This is a genomic window from Niabella insulisoli (assembly GCF_039652435.2).
Classification (GTDB): Bacteria; Bacteroidota; Bacteroidia; order Chitinophagales; family Chitinophagaceae; genus Niabella; species Niabella insulamsoli.
In genome coordinates, this window is record NZ_CP190246.1 from 3,185,368 (window position 1) to 3,200,189 (window position 14,822).

Consider the following 14,822-nt stretch of genomic DNA (forward strand, 5'->3'; position numbering starts at 1 on the left):
AATGGCAGATTTTGACTTTGACGGATCGATAGGCTTTAGGGCTGGAGTGCGTTTAGCCGATTTGGAAAAAGACCTGGCAAAACTTCGCCGTGAAGTGCGGGGAACGGTTGATAAAGTTGAGGATGAAGGCAAACGCATGGAGCAGTCTTTTCGTGGTGCAGGTACGGCTATCGCGGCTATTTTCACAGCCCAGCAAGCGACCCAACTAATAAAAGGCATTGCAGACGTACGAGCGGAATTTCAGAAATACGAAGCTGTACTAACTAATACGTTGGGATCGTCGAAAGAGGCGGCTGATTCAATGAATTTAATTAAAAACATTGCATCGACTACACCTTTTGGAGTGGGTGAACTAACAGAATCATTTGTCAAACTCGTTAACCAGGGTTTTAAACCAACACGCGAACAAATTATATCATTAGGTGATTTAGCGGCCTCTCAAGGTAAATCATTTAATCAGCTAACCGAAGCCATTATTGACGCCCAAACCGGAGAATTCGAAAGATTAAAAGAACTCGGAATACGTACATCAAAAGAAGGTGATAAAGTTGCTTTTACTTTCAAAGGCATTACCAAAGAAGTACAGTTTACAGGTGAAGCGATACGCGAATACATTACTGGATTGGGTAACATGCAAGGTGTTGCAGGGGGCATGGAGGCGATTAGCAAAACAATAGGCGGTCAAATATCCAATTTACAGGATTCTATTCAGAACATGTTTAATGAAATAGGTCAATCGAGCGAAGGCGCTTTTTCTGATGCTATTTCGGCGGCTAGTTTTCTGGTAGAGAATTATAAAGAGGTGGGTAAAATACTTGCCGTTCTTATTACAACCTACGGTGCGTATAAAACAGCCGTAATATTAGCCACATTAGCAAGTAATGGCTGGAGTTTATCACAAGCTTTGGGCTATCGTTGGTTATTGCTTGTAGAAAAGGCGCAGAAGGCTCTAAACGCTACCATGCTGGCAAATCCTTATGTTGCGGCTGCAACGGCAATCACAGCGGTTGTAACGGCATTAGTGTTGTTCTCCGACAAGACTACACAAGCGGAGGCCGCACAGGAGCGGTTAAATGACGCAATGGCTGACGCAAATGAACAGGTTATTGAGCAGAAATTAAAAATTCAGGATTTAGTTCGCGAAATCCAAAATGAGAATAATACCAACGGGCAAAGGGTTACGGCATTAAACAGGCTAAAAGAGATTACCAACGGCCGGTTAAACCAGCTTACAATTGAAGCATTTAAAACCGGAGAAGCCACAAGGGCAATTAACGATTACATTGCTGCATTAGACCGGGAGGCGAAAGCGAAAGCTCAACAGGATATTAAAGTAGAAAATTATAAAAGACTTGCCCAAATAGAGCAGGACAAAAAGAAAGGGTTAGGTTTTTTTCAATCGATAAAATATGGATTTCAACAGGCTTTAGGAGGCGGTCTATCCCCTGCTGTTGCCTATCGCAATCAGGAACTTGAAGATGAAGCAAAGGCTTTACGTGACCAAAACAAGCAGATTGATGATAACATAAGATCTGAAAACGAGGCGCTAACTAAACGATCGGCATCCCAAAAAGAAGCGGAAGTAAAAAATAAAGAATACTATGAGGCTTTAAAAAAAGATGCTCAATCTAGGTTAGACGCTTTAGCCGATGTAGAAGCCAAAGGGGCTGCCGGAAGAAAGATAATTGCCGAAATACAAGGCTATGACAAAATCCTTTCCAGTTACAGCGTAAACGCGGCAAACAAGGCTCAAAACGCAGCAAGCAAACAGGCTCTGTCTGATAATAAAGCCTTATTGAATGAGCAAAAGCAGTTAGACGAAGAGCGCGAGCGGCTGATTCAGCAAACAAATGATAAGCTGGAAGACTTACGCATTGAAAGGCTTGAAGGCATCGAAAAAGACAAAGCCATAATTGAGCGCGAATATAATCAAATGGTTGAAGCCTTTAAACGATTGGGTATTTTGGATAAAGGGCAACCTGCTTTAGATACGTTCAAATCGGCATCGTTAGGTGTGGCTGAAGATAAGTACAATAAGCAAAGAGCAGATGATAACAAGCAATGGCTGGATCAGTCTATCAAAGACTATGGATCGTATGCAGTTAAGCGCGTAGAGATCGAGAAATATTATACAGGCGAAATCAATAAAGCGGTTTTAAACGGCCGTCAGGATCTAATCGCAGGCATAGAAGCCGCTCAACGTGAAGCCCTGGCGCGTGTGGATGCTGATAACATCGACGCCATCACACGCACTAAGGATATTTTTAACGATGTATTGTTGATCACAACAGAATCCGTAAAGCAGCAAATTGAAAGTATCGAATACCTTTTAAAGAATGCCAGCCTTACGCCGGAGCAACAATCTGTATTGACTGACAAGCTATCTTTTACAAAGGGTTTATTAAACCTAAATATTGATGACAGGGAATTAGCGCAACTCAATAAAGAGATTGAGAACGTTAAGGAGGAGCTTTTGCAGGCAGAAGCGGCCGGCATCAAATCGGCTGAAGCATTAAAGATTTTACGCAACAGGCTGGAAGACTTGCAAGCTGATAAAACCGCTAAAGAGCTGGATATCTTCAGTAAAAAGCTATTGTTTATTAGTTCTTTGGCTGGGGCAGTAGGTGAGATTGGTAGTGTTTTATCTAATTTGGGTGATACAAATCCTAAGTTGGCATCATTGGGGTTGACTTTAACGAACCTGGCAGATGACATAGCCAATTTATCAAATGCCTGGGAAAAGCTATCCAACAGTACATTGACTAGCGCCGACAAATTTCAGTTGGCCGCTAACTTCATTATAAACACTATTTCAGACATTGCCAAATCAGTACAACAGAACCGGTTAACAGAAACGCAGTACCTGCAAGACGTTATTGCATACCAACATGGTTATAACCTTGCTTTGCTTGAAGAGCAGCGCATCAAATCCGATATGAAAAGCAGCATCTTTCATATTGACTCCCTGGCTAAAATAAGGGGTAGCCTGAAGCAACAGATCGACCTGGTGAATGAATATAATGAGGCTATGGGCGAGCTACAGCAAGGATCTGTGAAGGTTGGAACCAAAAAAGCAAGAAGAGACTGGGCGGCCATCGGAGGGGCAACAGCAGCAGGAGCCGGAACGGGAGCGATTATAGGTGCATCAGGAGGCGTGTTAAGTGTACCCGGTGCCATCATTGGTGGTATCGTTGGCTTCATCGGAGGCTTTCTTAAGAAACGACAAGTTGTTGACGTCTATGATAATCTACTGAAAGTTTATCCGGATCTGATCGATGAGGAAGGGCGGTTAAATGACGCCCGGGCTAAATCGCTTCTTACTTCAAACCTTTTAGATGCAAAGACAAAGGAAACGCTTCAATATGTTACAGAACTCCAGCAACAATACAAAGAAGCAGAAGAGGCCATCAAATCAGTTGTTGAAGGCTTGATTGGTGATGTAGGTAATAACATAATGGATGAGCTGGTGAATAATTTTAAAAACGGAGGCGAAAACGCGGGGGATGCTTTCAGGCGTGGATTTGCCAAATCTTTAGAAAACTTGTACAGCGATCTTATTTATTCTGCAATACTAGGGCCGGAACTGAAAAAATTAGAGGAAAGAATAAAAGCAGGCTTTGCCGGTGGTGATGATGAAGCAATGCAAAAAGCTTTATATGAGTTTTTAGATACAGCCGATGTATTAGGGCAGCAAACAACCAAACTACTTCAGGACGCGAAAGACTATGCCAGCAGTAAAGGGATTGATATTTACAGCTCCGATGGCTCAACACCAGCAAGAAACCAAAACTCATTAAAAGGCGCTATTTCATCCGCCTCACAGGAAAGTATAGACTTATTAGCGGGTCATACTATGGGTATGCGGGTTGCGCAGCTAAAAACAAACGAGCTGTTAACAAATGGCTTCGCCACTTTTAACAGTATAGCTGATAGAAGTTTAGGACAATTGGTGAAGATTGAAGCCAATACTTATAAGAGCGCGCAACATTTACAATCATTGGACACAAAAATAAAAAGTGCGGATAACGCATCTAGAGCAATAGGACTATAATGAAAGCGAAATACATACCAACACCGGAAAGGCTTTATGAATTATGGCAACAATATGTTATTTTCTGTAAGGAGAACCCCTTTAAGACAAACGACTTTAGAGGCGCGGAGGCTAAAGAGGTTTTTTTAGCAAAAGAGCAACCGCCAACAATTGCAGGTTTTGAGGGTTGGTTATCTAAAAATAACATTATCCACGACATTAGTCACTACTTAGCTAATGCTGATGGGGCTTATGAAGAGTTTAAAGGCGTTGTCGAACAGATCCGGGCCGAATCTAAAGGCGTGGTTTTAAATGGAGCGTTAGCGAACTACTGGAATGCAAATCTTGCAGCCAGGTATTTAGGCATCGCTAACGTGACCGAGCAAAAAGTTATACATGAGCTACCAACCATTGACACAAAAAAACTTAGCCCGACGCAACTAAAACAATTAGACGAAATAATCGATACTGTTTATAATGGAAAAACAAGAATACAAAGACCTGATAACGCAAGCGTGTAGGCAAAGCTTCTTTCACTTTGTAAAAACGTTCTGGCATACCTTCATAAATGAAACGCCGGTATGGAATTGGCATATTGAGTATTTGTGCAAAGAGCTTCAAACTGTAGGTGAAGCCGTAAAAGATCGCAGGGCTTGTGAGTTTGATTACTTTATCATAAACATTCCTCCAGGAACAAGCAAAAGCAGTATTATTTCGGTTTTATATCCGCTTTGGTGTTGGACAATAGACCCTAGTCAGCGCTTTATTTGCGGCTCATATTCTGCAACCATTGCCGAAGATTTAGGGGATAAGGCCGTAAAGGTTTTTACTTCCGAATTGTACAAATCTTTATTCCCGGAAGTTGGTATCAGATCAGACGCTAAGTCAAGGCTTGAAAACGGCCATAACGCCGAAAGGTATGCCGTTTCCACCGGCTCAACCGCAACCGGGTTACATGCATCCCAAATTATTTTAGATGATCCTATAAACGCACAGGAGGCCACATCAGACGCTGAAAGAGATACGGCTAATAAATGGATCACCCGGACTATATCAACCCGTAAAACGGATAAAAAGGTCACACCTGTTATTTTAGTAATGCAGCGCCTTCACGAAGATGATCCGACTGGATATTTGCTGTCAAAATCACTTAGGATAAAACATATTTGTTTACCGGCTGAATTACCCGAACTGGAACATAACAATATACTGCCAATAGAATTACGGGAAAATTACATTGATGGCTTGCTCGACCCGATCAGGCTCGACCGGGAAACATTATCGAAAGCAAGGGAAGAATTAGGAAGCTTTTCTTTTGACGGTCAAATGCTCCAAAGGCCGGTGGATGCTAAAGGTGGCTTATTCCTACGTGAGTGGTTTGAAATCATTGAAGACGACTTTAAGAAGCGAAAAATTGACTTCCAACTTGATACAGCCTATACAGAGAAATCAACAAATGATCCATCTGGCATATTAGCTTATTATGAGGAAAATAATAACCTGTATATCAAGAACTGGATAAGTAAAAGATTGGAATTTCCGCAACTATGCAAGTTCATTAAAGATCATGTAAACAATCATGGTTATAGCCCGTCATCAATGATTAGGATCGAGCCTAAAGCGTCTGGAAAGTCGCTTGTTCAACAGTTGCGAAGCGAAACCAGCCTAAACATCAAAGAATCTGAAAACCCGGATAAAGACAAAGTAACGCGGGCAGTCAACATACAAGCAAAAGTAGAAGCCGGGCGCGTTAAACTCATCAGAGGACACTGGAACCAGGCGTTTTTAGATGAGGTGTGCGGATTCCCAAAAATGAAGCATGACGAAGCTGTTGACTGTCTGGTTGAAGCTACAAGAAATACATTGCTTATCAAAAAATCTCAAAACCTTGCCAAATATCTTGCTGGCAGATAAAAATAAATTCTATGATATCAGTTCTTGAAAAACCACTTACAAAATCCTCAACCACTTTAAGCATAAATAATATTTTCAACTACATAAAGCAGCGGCATCCTGAAGTAGTAAAAGAGGCGCAGGAGTCTTTTAAGCCGTTGGAATATCCTTTATCCATGATTGGGCGCATTCGCGACTATGTGTATGAGATGTACGGGCCAGGGTTAACTAATTTGGGCATGTTTACTTCGAGGGATGTTGTACTGGGTGTAATAGTTTTAATCTATTCAAGATATAAAATAGGTGAACTTAAAACTCATTACATGCACGAGGGGGCCGGTGTCGCTACCGCTTACTATCTAGATATGAAAGAATCAAATCTTTCCAACAAGTTTGACGAAGTGTGTATGTGGCTAAAGGCTGATGGCTACTACAAAGTTTATGCGCAGGTTTGCGAAAAAATAAAACAAGAAATTACAGCATCTTTCTAATCATTACTCCTCCTTTTTTTCGAGCCGCTCTATTTAGGGTGGCTTTCTTTTGGGCTTTAGTAAACACAAATTGTATATTGAAATATATTAAAAATGTCGAAACCCTTGCTGGCATTGAGTTTCAGAGAAAATAAATTTTGTAATATCAAAACAGATTGTATCTTTGAATCCTCAAACAACATTTAGTAGCAATACTAAAACACATAATTAACAATAAGCGCACGCTGTAGGTGAAAGCCCTATATCTTCACTTTCTAAGTGTTGTTTGAGACGAGTGCGCCTTTAATTATTTAGTCATGGAACTTTTTACAACAGCGGACTTCTCAATCCCGCAACAAAACATCCACAAACACTATCTACCAGGTTTAAGACAAGTTCGGGATCAACCACCACCAGCCCGGCCGAGAATCACATTTGTTAACGGCTCTTTATTGTTCATCTTAAAAGAAGGAGGTAGCTATGAGTAGTTGTAAAAATTGTTCCTTCCAGGACCGCTGCCCTTTGGCTTTTTGGGATTTTTACTATTGCCCGCGGAAAGAACCTCAGCCGAATCCGGAATGGGCATTTCTGAATCTTGAACCTGGGTGCATTCAGATACTGACGTTACACTTCCGAAATTAGCGCTGAAATAAATCACTTTTAAATTTCACTTATCCAATAACCGTTGGAAAAAACTACGACGAGTGCATTTAAATTAACCTTCAAAAATTTATACAATGAAAAATAATATAGATCGTGCTGAAGCGCTACAATTGGCGTCATTAATATCTGCAAAAAATCCTAACGAACTTGAAAGGGGGAGCCGTTACCTAACCGAGCTTGTACATAATTTGGTTAGAGGCAGTGACCTCGAGGCTTTTGCATACGAATCCGCTTTACAGGATATAGCCCTCAATCTTATCAATCCTAAAATCTCAAGCAAATTAGAGGGTCACACACAGAAGAATGCAGCGAATATTTTTAACAATTTGCTGTTTTTCTTTCGATACGTTGAAAGTGAGTGCGGGGTTTATTTGGATTATAAAGCTGTAGAGCGGTATTCGGGCTGCATCTCACAAGATATATTTAGTGATATAAAAAGAAAGTATCAAGATTAATCAATTAAAAGTAATTACAATGAACGCTTACATAAGCTTAGAAGATTTTAAGCACTCCATACAACAACAGGCTGAATCGTTGGCCGAGTATCAATTGCCCGGTGAATATGATCCGAAATTTGATCTCAATAAAGCCTTAAGATTATATTACGGGGCATACCAGTTGAGCAGAACCGCGCCGACATCCGTTTTTATTAAGACGGTTAACCATGCCATTACTGATACGATAGCTTTTGAAGGTGAAGAAGCTGACGCCGATTTTGTAAGAACAAAAAACTTTATATCGGATCAAATTTATCACTTGACCTTTATCAGCAACTTTATCGCACTAGCAATGGAGGATTAATTAAATTTAAAACATCGATAATGGCACATAAGCAAATATTCAAAATGGAAGACAACTTGCCTTTTAACAGTACGATTTTCGGAAAGGCTTTCCAAAGCAAGAAAACAGATAGATCCGGGTTAATAGCCGAAGAAAAAGAGGCGGCATACGAGTTATTAAATTATTGCTTGAATAAAATCGATAAAGATAGATTCGCTACCTGGGCTTTTGACGTAATCCAAAGGCTGGCGTACAGGAAGAAAAGCGGTGATGCAGTATATTTTTTATCAAATCTGGCAAATCGACTTTCTAACTCCCGATCTCAGGACGAAATAATCAGATTTTTTAACGGCTACGATTATTTTGACAACAGCTTAAACTTAATCATTGAATCAATAACGCACGCATTTTATGAGTGGTGGAGGGGTACGAGTGATCCAATAGAAACCGATGAGTTTGACGATTATTTTGTTATGGTTCGGCATCTGATTGAGATGAATAAATTCTTTTGTGAATATTCCCTTGCTGGTTCAAGATTAGTACACTTGGAAAGTAAATAAATCATTTGATTTGAGGCCGGATGTTTCTACATCGGGCATTTTATAAACATACAAATTTTAAAAGCCGCATAATGAAAACTATCAACGAAGTAGCTGAATATTTAAGAATATCTGAAAAAACGCTTAGAAAAGAAATAAAGCGCGGGGCTATAGGAGTGATAATAATAAGAGGCTCTTATAGAATCAGCGAAAAGCAATTAGCGGACTATCTTAAAAAGCATACTATCAACGCAAGGTAAGGCTATTAACATAGTCTATTCACCGCAGTTTGGTGCCGTCAATTTTATAATGCTTCTCAATGGCTTCGCCTAATTGTTGGCCAATATCGAGCGAAAAACCTTTTCCTGAAGACACGATCCAGTTGCCGTTTTCAAAGTAAAGACAGGCTCGATTTGTACCGTTTATGAATACATGGTAATATGGCCGGGTCATTCCGCCAATTGTATAAAGTTCCGCGCGGTATGTCTTGTACTGCCAGGTAAAATTTGTGATCACCGGCTCCGACGAATAACCCTTCTTCATTTACTAAATATTTTAGTAAAAATAGGCTTTGCGTGTGTACGCTGTATTGATGTTAATAAATTTCTCGAACAATCTATCTTGAGAAAAATCAGTATATCCTGAAAATCCAATGAATAGACTTTTGGCCACCGATGCAACCAGTGGTTGTTATATTTGTAACTCCAAAATATATTTTTATGAGAATGATGATTATAATTGCCTTATTAGTTCCAGGTTCGATTTTCGCCCAAAAATTTCTAGTTGTTGAAGATGATTCCCGTATTAATGAAAGGATTGCTAATAGAATAATGACTTTAGGTTATTCGGTGGTAAAAGAAGGAGACAAAGCTGATTTTGTCGCTCAAATGATCTATGAAAAACGCAAGGGCTATATGTCCTTAAAAACCGGCTGGAAAAACAAAGACAATAAATATAACAAAGTTGGTTACGTTGCTTTTTTAAATATGAAGGGCGACACACTATCTGCTACCGAAGAGCAAGGAGGATATGCCAGGTATTATAATACCTATACTGCGTTGAGTGAACTTACTAATAAAATACTGCAGTCAGACTTCAATACTGCGCTGAAGGATGCATTAAAATCTTATACACCGAAAAAGGAAACACATCAAAATACCTCCAAAGCCGATGAGATAGCCAAATTAAAAAAGCTGCTTGATGAGGGTGCTTTAACAAAAGAAGAATTTGAAGCCGAGAAGAAAAAACTACTTGAAAAATAGTGATCGATGAGAGAAATACTTGTGTTTACGCTTCTTTCGTTTTGTTCAACCATTTATGCGCAGAACGAATGGAAAAGCAAAAAAGGATTTTCATTTTATCTTGGATATTCTACAGCCAAAGCGGCTCAGGGTGGAATTGGATACGTCCGAAATGGAAATAATTATTCGTTAGGTTACAGTTCTCAACGCGGAGGCCAAAATGGGAAAGAAGTTTCTAAAAGATTAGAAAATTATGGTAACACCATTACCGGCTCCGGAACTTATTTTGAAGGTGTAGACGGCACCTATGAAAGATTCTTATCTAGAAATTTGGCGATTGGAGCAATAGCTACCGTAGGGACTGAAAAGCATTTCGCAAACTACCGAGACGAACGATTTACCGACGATGGCTATCATTACATAAACTCTAAAAAAACATCGTTGGGTTTGGGAGGTCAAGCGGCATACTATCTAAAAGATCTAATTGGAATTTCAATAGGGTATCATAGCGTATACAAAGCTCGTAAATCATGACATAGAATTATTTTAGTAACAAGTACGTAAACACTATAAACAGCACAATAAATGCTATGGACGTACCTACAGCTGAACCTCCAAAGTTTTTGTCTTGATAAGTCTTTGGACTTGTTAATACAGCAATTAAAAGAAGGGAGATCCAGGACGTTATAACCGCAAGAATCGTTTTGATTGTGCCAATACGTGAATAGAAAAAATAGGGGACAGAAATTAGTATTGCCACAAAAACTACAATGAAAATCAGAGATTGGATGGCAATTATTACTTCTTTATTCCCCCCCTCCTTCTGCTTTTTAACATTATATCTAATATTTAGGTTAACGATCTTGCTGTAAGGTATCATGAGAATGTCGCCTGGTATCTCCTTCATTCCTTCAATTTTTGTAGAATACCGATAGCTATTAGTAAGAAAAATTGATTCTAGGTCGCCAGTTTTTGCTGAAATATTATGTTGAACTAAAAGTCCTGAATACAGTACTGGCCTATCTCCCCCAGAATCGACAAACACATCGGCCTCGGTAGAAATAACCTTTCCTTTATTAAACGCCTTAAAATCACGGGTGGAAAGTATATCTCCTTTAAAATAGTAGTTCCAGTGATTTGAAAAGCGAAGAACATTAAATTTAAGGTCCAGCTTTAAAAGTCTTACCAGATTATGGGATATAAGCCCCCCAAAAACAGCGACTAGAATAGAAATAACTATGTAAAAGCATAGATTTTTATAGTCGTCAATTGAGCCGGGTATCTCATTAGAAACAAACTGTCTGTAGAAAACCTTTACATTGCCAAAAGTGGCTTCAGTATCTACTTTAATAAATTTCCAAAAGATGAAATAAGTAACTAACTGAATGACAACTCCAGCAAATATGCAAGTAATAAACCGCTCTAAGAAAATTCCTGCTCCGAATTGTTTTGTAAATTCTCCTGTGAAATAAAAACGTTTGAAAACCAGACCCGGCACGTAGGTTAAAATTAAAGTCAATATACTAAGCAGCGTGATAGGAACCTCCATAAGACAATTTAGCTAACTAAAGTTAGCGAATTGCCATCAGAAAGCTTAATAGTAACCTCTTCTTTTTCCTTTTTTTCAAGTTGTTGGAGTGCCTCATAATATTCTTCCTTATCCTTAGGGTTGGAAAGAATCTTTTTTACCTCGTCGCTCATGATTTCGGAATGAGAAGAAAAGATATCCTGCCACGTATTGGAGGTAGCAGCTAAGATATTTTTTAATACTTCGAACATAGAAGGTTGACGGTTTTGACGTTTACCAATGCGTCTTTAAACTTAATCTGTTTATAAAAGAACGACTTTTTTATTAAAAAGTTGTGTTAACTCTCTTGAAAAAGCAAAAATCGGTCATTTTGTTGTACGCGGAATCGTAGAGCCTCGGAAACAAATGTAATGTACGACATTTAAAAATAAGAACCAATAGTATCCCCATAAAAGACAATTCGTTTTACATAGGCAGGTCGCAGTCCACACAATCCCACGCCTCGTATCTCTCCATCATCTATGCGCGGGCGCATATTAGTTATTTTTTATCCTGTCAACCGCCCTTTTTAAGGCCTTAATTAAATCTTGTGTCGGAATTGTGACGGAGAGAAAATAAAAAAGGCTCACAATTTCTTGTAAACCTTTCATTTTCACCGTGATCCGGATTGGATTCGAACCAATGACCTACTGCTTAGAAGGCAGTTGCTCTATCCAGCTGAGCTACCGGACCATCTCGAAAATCGCTTTCCGAGGCGCAAATATAGCTAATTTTTTATGAAGCTATTTTAAATATTCCTCCATTTCTTTCTGATAACCCTGCGCTTTGGCCCGCGCTGCCGCTGCAAAATCAACCCCCGCCGATGAAAAAATGATATCCCGGCTCACGTTGACCAACAGCCCACAGTCTTCATGCATGGCCTTTTGCGAGATCTCTTTCAAGCTGCCTCCCTGCGCACCCACACCGGGCACCAGCAAAAAATGACGCGGAATTATTTTTCGTATCGCCGTGAAAGAATCACTTTGCGTGGCGCCGACCACAAACATCAGGTTTTCATCAGTGCCCCATTGCGCAACAGTTTGCAGCACTTTTTCATACAGCAGCCCCGCCCCGCAAGCTTGCAGCTCAAAATCGGAAGCGCCTTTATTGGAAGTCAAACCCAATACTATGGCCCATTTGCCATCATATTTCAAAAAAGGCTGCACGCTGTCGCTGCCCATATAGGGCGCCACGGTCACCGAATCAAAAGGCAGGGTATCAAAAAACGCTTTCGCATACTGGTCTGAGGTGTTCCCGATATCGCCCCGCTTGGCGTCCGCAATTTTAAAATGGCTGTCGCTGATATACCGCACTGTCTTTTCCAGCGCCTCCCAACCGGCTACGCCCTGCGATTCGTAAAAAGCCGTGTTTATTTTATAGGCCACACACAAATCTTTTGTCGCGTCGATAATGGCTTTATTAAACTCAAAAACCGCATCAGGCTGTCCTTTCAGGTGGTCGGGCAATTTGGCTATATCCGTGTCTAACCCCACGCAGAGATAAGATTTTCTATCCTTAATAATTTGGATCAGTTCGGCTCTTGTCATTTCAAATAATTCAAAATTTATTATACTTTCAAATTCCTGGCCTGATGATCAGGCCGGCTCAACATTCCGGCAAACTTAAGGGAACATTTATTGCCAATCCGCCATCTGCCGTCTCTTTATATTTAAAATTCATATCCTGGGCCGTTTCCCACATGGTTTTAATAACATTGTCTAAAGAGACGCGCGCAAAATCGGGCGTGCTTTGCAGAGCCAGCTGACTGGCAGTAATGGCTTTAATGGCGCCCATGGTATTTCGTTCAATGCAGGGCACCTGCACCAGGCCGCCGATCGGATCGCAGGTCATTCCCAGGTGGTGCTCCATAGCAATTTCCGCTGCCATCAGCGCCTGTTTTTGTGTACCGCCCAATGCTTCTGTGAGCGCTGCTGCCGCCATCGACGAAGATACGCCAATCTCTGCCTGGCAGCCACCCATCGCCGCAGAAATGGTTGATTCCTTTTTAAAAATGCTCCCGATCTCCGAGGCCGTCATCAGGAAATGGATCGCTTTATCTTCCTCACTTATATCATTATTTTCTTGACAAAAAATGAGGTAATAATGCAGCACAGCAGGGATCACACCGGCAGAACCGTTGGTGGGCGCCGTTACCACGCGTCCAAACGAAGCGTTTTCTTCATTCACCGCCAGGGCAAAACAACTTACCCAATCCAGCGTATATTTAAAATGGTCGCCGCCGGTTTTGATCGCGGCCACCCATTCTTCATAAGAAGCATATACTGCGCCGCCCAGTAATTTTTTACTCAGCGCTGCCGCGCGCCGCCGCACATTCAGTCCGCCGGGCAAAATGCCGTTGGTATGGCAGCCGCGATACACGCATTCTTTCATCACCTGCCAAATCTTTAAGATGCCAGACCTGATTTCGTTCTCGCTCCGCCAGGCCTGTTCGTTTTCATAAACAATTTCATGAATGGAAAGGCCGGTTTTAATACTCCATTTCAACAGATCATCGGCATCGTTGGTAGGGAAAGAAAGACTTACCGATGCATCAGCCACCGTGTCTTCCCCTTCTTTTTTCACAAATCCGCCACCGATGGAATAATAGGTTTCAGCGATGGAGTCGCCGTTGCCAAAAGACGCCAAAAAGCTGAGCGCATTGGAGTGATAAGGCAGGGATTCTGTAACCAGAAATTCAATATCCCTGGAAGGAACAAAAGAAATGGCATGCGCCCCTCCTACCATCAATTTTTCTGTCTGCGCAATTTGATCGACGGTAGGCATAATCTGCGCAACATCGAAGGTGATAGGGTCGCATCCGGATAGGCCCAGCTGCACAGCGATATCGGTGCCGTGGCCGACGCCGGTTTTCGCTAATGAACCATAGAGTAAAATTTTTAGCTGTGTTAGCTCCGCGAGCCGGCCGCCGGCCTCGAGTTCCTGCACGAACCGTTCGGCGGCGCGCCAGGGTCCGAGCGTGTGCGAGCTCGAGGGCCCGACCCCAATTTTCAGCATATCAAACACTGATATAGGTTCGTACTTCATAGCAAATTTTATCGGACAAATTTACAATATGTACACTTAGCAAGCGGCAGGTATAAAAAAAGAGCCTAAGATGAATTCAGGCTCTGTATTAAGAGAAGTGATAATGTTATTAATTATTAACTTTCACCAGTTCCACGTAAAAGTAGAGTGGCTGGTTTTGAAACTGTGGATAATAAGGATGACAATCATAAGCCAGGGAAGAAGGAATAATCATTTTTATTTTTCCGCCTTCTTTTATTAAAGGAATAGCAATGGTCCAGCCTTGGATCACCCCAGAAAGGTTAAATTCAATTCCGGTGCTACTGGCATCAAATTGCTGACCATTTAGAAACCGTCCGGTGTACTTCGCCGTCACATTACTTGTCGCATTAGGCGCCGGACCTGTTCCTTCTTCCAGGATTTCGTAAAGAATGCCTGACTGGTGCCGTTGAAAAGCAATCGCGCTGTCGGTGGCAAACTTCTCCATTGCGGGGCGCTCTTCATCCACCGTTTTACTAACGCAAGGCTTGTAATCATCATCATTTTTCAAACAACTAACAATAGTAACCACCGCTACTATCAAAAGGGAGGGCAACAATTTCTTCATTGAATCGT

At 41.1% G+C, this 14,822-nt stretch carries 16 protein-coding genes and 1 tRNA gene; 10 read left to right on the forward strand and 7 right to left on the reverse strand.

Annotated elements, in window-relative coordinates; genetic code table 11:
- The first annotated feature begins 1 nt into the window (after window position 1).
- The 8 genes from ABDK00_RS13235 to ABDK00_RS13270 all read left to right on the forward strand — a co-directional run bounded on the left by ABDK00_RS13235 (window position 2) and on the right by ABDK00_RS13270 (window position 8,635).
- The gene (locus ABDK00_RS13235; protein ID WP_346236920.1) at window positions 2-4,051 is read left to right on the forward strand and encodes a tape measure protein; all 4,050 of its coding nucleotides are present in this window, start codon (window positions 2-4) and stop codon (window positions 4,049-4,051) included.
- Window positions 4,051-4,551: a hypothetical protein gene (locus ABDK00_RS13240; protein ID WP_346236919.1), complete on the forward strand. Its 501-nt coding sequence runs from the start codon at window positions 4,051-4,053 to the stop codon at window positions 4,549-4,551. The genes ABDK00_RS13235 and ABDK00_RS13240 overlap by 1 nt, the downstream gene beginning before the upstream one ends.
- The gene (gene terL / locus ABDK00_RS13245) at window positions 4,508-5,944 is read left to right on the forward strand and encodes a phage terminase large subunit (protein ID WP_346236918.1); all 1,437 of its coding nucleotides are present in this window, start codon (window positions 4,508-4,510) and stop codon (window positions 5,942-5,944) included. The genes ABDK00_RS13240 and terL overlap by 44 nt, the downstream gene beginning before the upstream one ends.
- Window positions 5,945-5,955: 11 nt before the next feature.
- Complete coding sequence (locus tag ABDK00_RS13250; protein ID WP_346236917.1) at window positions 5,956-6,414, forward strand: hypothetical protein; 459 nt, start codon at window positions 5,956-5,958, stop codon at window positions 6,412-6,414.
- A 716-nt stretch (window positions 6,415-7,130) separates the two neighbouring features.
- Window positions 7,131-7,511, forward strand: coding sequence for a hypothetical protein (locus ABDK00_RS13255; RefSeq protein ID WP_346236916.1), 381 nt, complete (start codon window positions 7,131-7,133; stop codon window positions 7,509-7,511).
- 19 nt (window positions 7,512-7,530) lie between these two features.
- Window positions 7,531-7,857 (forward strand): hypothetical protein, encoded by a 327-nt coding sequence (locus tag ABDK00_RS13260; protein WP_346236915.1) that lies wholly within the window; start codon window positions 7,531-7,533, stop codon window positions 7,855-7,857.
- A 20-nt stretch (window positions 7,858-7,877) separates the two neighbouring features.
- Window positions 7,878-8,396: a hypothetical protein gene (locus ABDK00_RS13265; protein ID WP_346236914.1), complete on the forward strand. Its 519-nt coding sequence runs from the start codon at window positions 7,878-7,880 to the stop codon at window positions 8,394-8,396.
- A 71-nt stretch (window positions 8,397-8,467) separates the two neighbouring features.
- Window positions 8,468-8,635: a helix-turn-helix domain-containing protein gene (locus ABDK00_RS13270; protein ID WP_346236913.1), complete on the forward strand. Its 168-nt coding sequence runs from the start codon at window positions 8,468-8,470 to the stop codon at window positions 8,633-8,635.
- 19 nt (window positions 8,636-8,654) lie between these two features.
- On the opposite strand, the gene ABDK00_RS13275 is transcribed toward ABDK00_RS13270, so the two are convergent.
- Window positions 8,655-8,918, reverse strand: a complete 264-nt coding sequence (locus tag ABDK00_RS13275) for a hypothetical protein (protein WP_346236912.1) — start codon at window positions 8,916-8,918, stop codon at window positions 8,655-8,657.
- A 176-nt stretch (window positions 8,919-9,094) separates the two neighbouring features.
- Here ABDK00_RS13275 and ABDK00_RS13280 point away from each other — a divergent pair, with 176 nt between their 5' ends.
- A complete protein-coding gene (locus ABDK00_RS13280; RefSeq protein WP_346236911.1) occupies window positions 9,095-9,637 on the forward strand; it encodes an SHOCT domain-containing protein in 543 nt (180 codons plus the stop codon).
- A 6-nt stretch (window positions 9,638-9,643) separates the two neighbouring features.
- Window positions 9,644-10,150, forward strand: a complete 507-nt coding sequence (locus tag ABDK00_RS13285) for a hypothetical protein (protein WP_346236910.1) — start codon at window positions 9,644-9,646, stop codon at window positions 10,148-10,150.
- A gap of 7 nt (window positions 10,151-10,157) precedes the next feature.
- On the opposite strand, the gene ABDK00_RS13290 is transcribed toward ABDK00_RS13285, so the two are convergent.
- The 6 genes from ABDK00_RS13290 to ABDK00_RS13315 all read right to left on the reverse strand — a co-directional run bounded on the left by ABDK00_RS13290 (window position 10,158) and on the right by ABDK00_RS13315 (window position 14,814).
- Window positions 10,158-11,165, reverse strand: coding sequence for a hypothetical protein (locus ABDK00_RS13290; RefSeq protein WP_346236909.1), 1,008 nt, complete (start codon window positions 11,163-11,165; stop codon window positions 10,158-10,160).
- An 8-nt stretch (window positions 11,166-11,173) separates the two neighbouring features.
- Window positions 11,174-11,395 (reverse strand): hypothetical protein, encoded by a 222-nt coding sequence (locus ABDK00_RS13295; RefSeq protein WP_346236908.1) that lies wholly within the window; start codon window positions 11,393-11,395, stop codon window positions 11,174-11,176.
- A gap of 407 nt (window positions 11,396-11,802) precedes the next feature.
- A tRNA-Arg gene (locus ABDK00_RS13300) sits at window positions 11,803-11,876 on the reverse strand.
- Window positions 11,877-11,926: 50 nt separating this feature from the next.
- Window positions 11,927-12,730 (reverse strand): orotidine-5'-phosphate decarboxylase, encoded by an 804-nt coding sequence (gene pyrF / locus ABDK00_RS13305; protein WP_346236907.1) that lies wholly within the window; start codon window positions 12,728-12,730, stop codon window positions 11,927-11,929.
- Between the two features lie 58 nt (window positions 12,731-12,788).
- On the reverse strand, window positions 12,789-14,228 hold the full coding sequence (locus tag ABDK00_RS13310; protein ID WP_346236906.1) for an L-serine ammonia-lyase: 1,440 nt from the start codon (window positions 14,226-14,228) through the stop codon (window positions 12,789-12,791).
- 109 nt (window positions 14,229-14,337) lie between these two features.
- Window positions 14,338-14,814, reverse strand: a complete 477-nt coding sequence (locus ABDK00_RS13315) for an FKBP-type peptidyl-prolyl cis-trans isomerase (protein ID WP_346236905.1) — start codon at window positions 14,812-14,814, stop codon at window positions 14,338-14,340.
- Window positions 14,815-14,822: the final 8 nt, after the last annotated feature.

Bases quoted from the DNA above. Each gene is read 5' to 3' on its own strand.
- ABDK00_RS13235 (WP_346236920.1), top strand. From the start codon at position 2: ATGGCAGATTTTGACTTTGACGGATCGATAGGCTTTAGGGCTGGAGTG.
- ABDK00_RS13240 (WP_346236919.1), top strand. From the start codon at position 4,051: ATGAAAGCGAAATACATACCAACACCGGAAAGGCTTTATGAATTATGG.
- terL (WP_346236918.1), top strand. From the start codon at position 4,508: ATGGAAAAACAAGAATACAAAGACCTGATAACGCAAGCGTGTAGGCAA.
- ABDK00_RS13250 (WP_346236917.1), top strand. From the start codon at position 5,956: ATGATATCAGTTCTTGAAAAACCACTTACAAAATCCTCAACCACTTTA.
- ABDK00_RS13255 (WP_346236916.1), top strand. From the start codon at position 7,131: ATGAAAAATAATATAGATCGTGCTGAAGCGCTACAATTGGCGTCATTA.
- ABDK00_RS13260 (WP_346236915.1), top strand. From the start codon at position 7,531: ATGAACGCTTACATAAGCTTAGAAGATTTTAAGCACTCCATACAACAA.
- ABDK00_RS13265 (WP_346236914.1), top strand. From the start codon at position 7,878: ATGGCACATAAGCAAATATTCAAAATGGAAGACAACTTGCCTTTTAAC.
- ABDK00_RS13270 (WP_346236913.1), top strand. From the start codon at position 8,468: ATGAAAACTATCAACGAAGTAGCTGAATATTTAAGAATATCTGAAAAA.
- ABDK00_RS13275 (WP_346236912.1), bottom strand. From the start codon at position 8,918: ATGAAGAAGGGTTATTCGTCGGAGCCGGTGATCACAAATTTTACCTGG.
- ABDK00_RS13280 (WP_346236911.1), top strand. From the start codon at position 9,095: ATGAGAATGATGATTATAATTGCCTTATTAGTTCCAGGTTCGATTTTC.
- ABDK00_RS13285 (WP_346236910.1), top strand. From the start codon at position 9,644: ATGAGAGAAATACTTGTGTTTACGCTTCTTTCGTTTTGTTCAACCATT.
- ABDK00_RS13290 (WP_346236909.1), bottom strand. From the start codon at position 11,165: ATGGAGGTTCCTATCACGCTGCTTAGTATATTGACTTTAATTTTAACC.
- ABDK00_RS13295 (WP_346236908.1), bottom strand. From the start codon at position 11,395: ATGTTCGAAGTATTAAAAAATATCTTAGCTGCTACCTCCAATACGTGG.
- pyrF (WP_346236907.1), bottom strand. From the start codon at position 12,730: ATGACAAGAGCCGAACTGATCCAAATTATTAAGGATAGAAAATCTTAT.
- ABDK00_RS13310 (WP_346236906.1), bottom strand. From the start codon at position 14,228: ATGAAGTACGAACCTATATCAGTGTTTGATATGCTGAAAATTGGGGTC.
- ABDK00_RS13315 (WP_346236905.1), bottom strand. From the start codon at position 14,814: ATGAAGAAATTGTTGCCCTCCCTTTTGATAGTAGCGGTGGTTACTATT.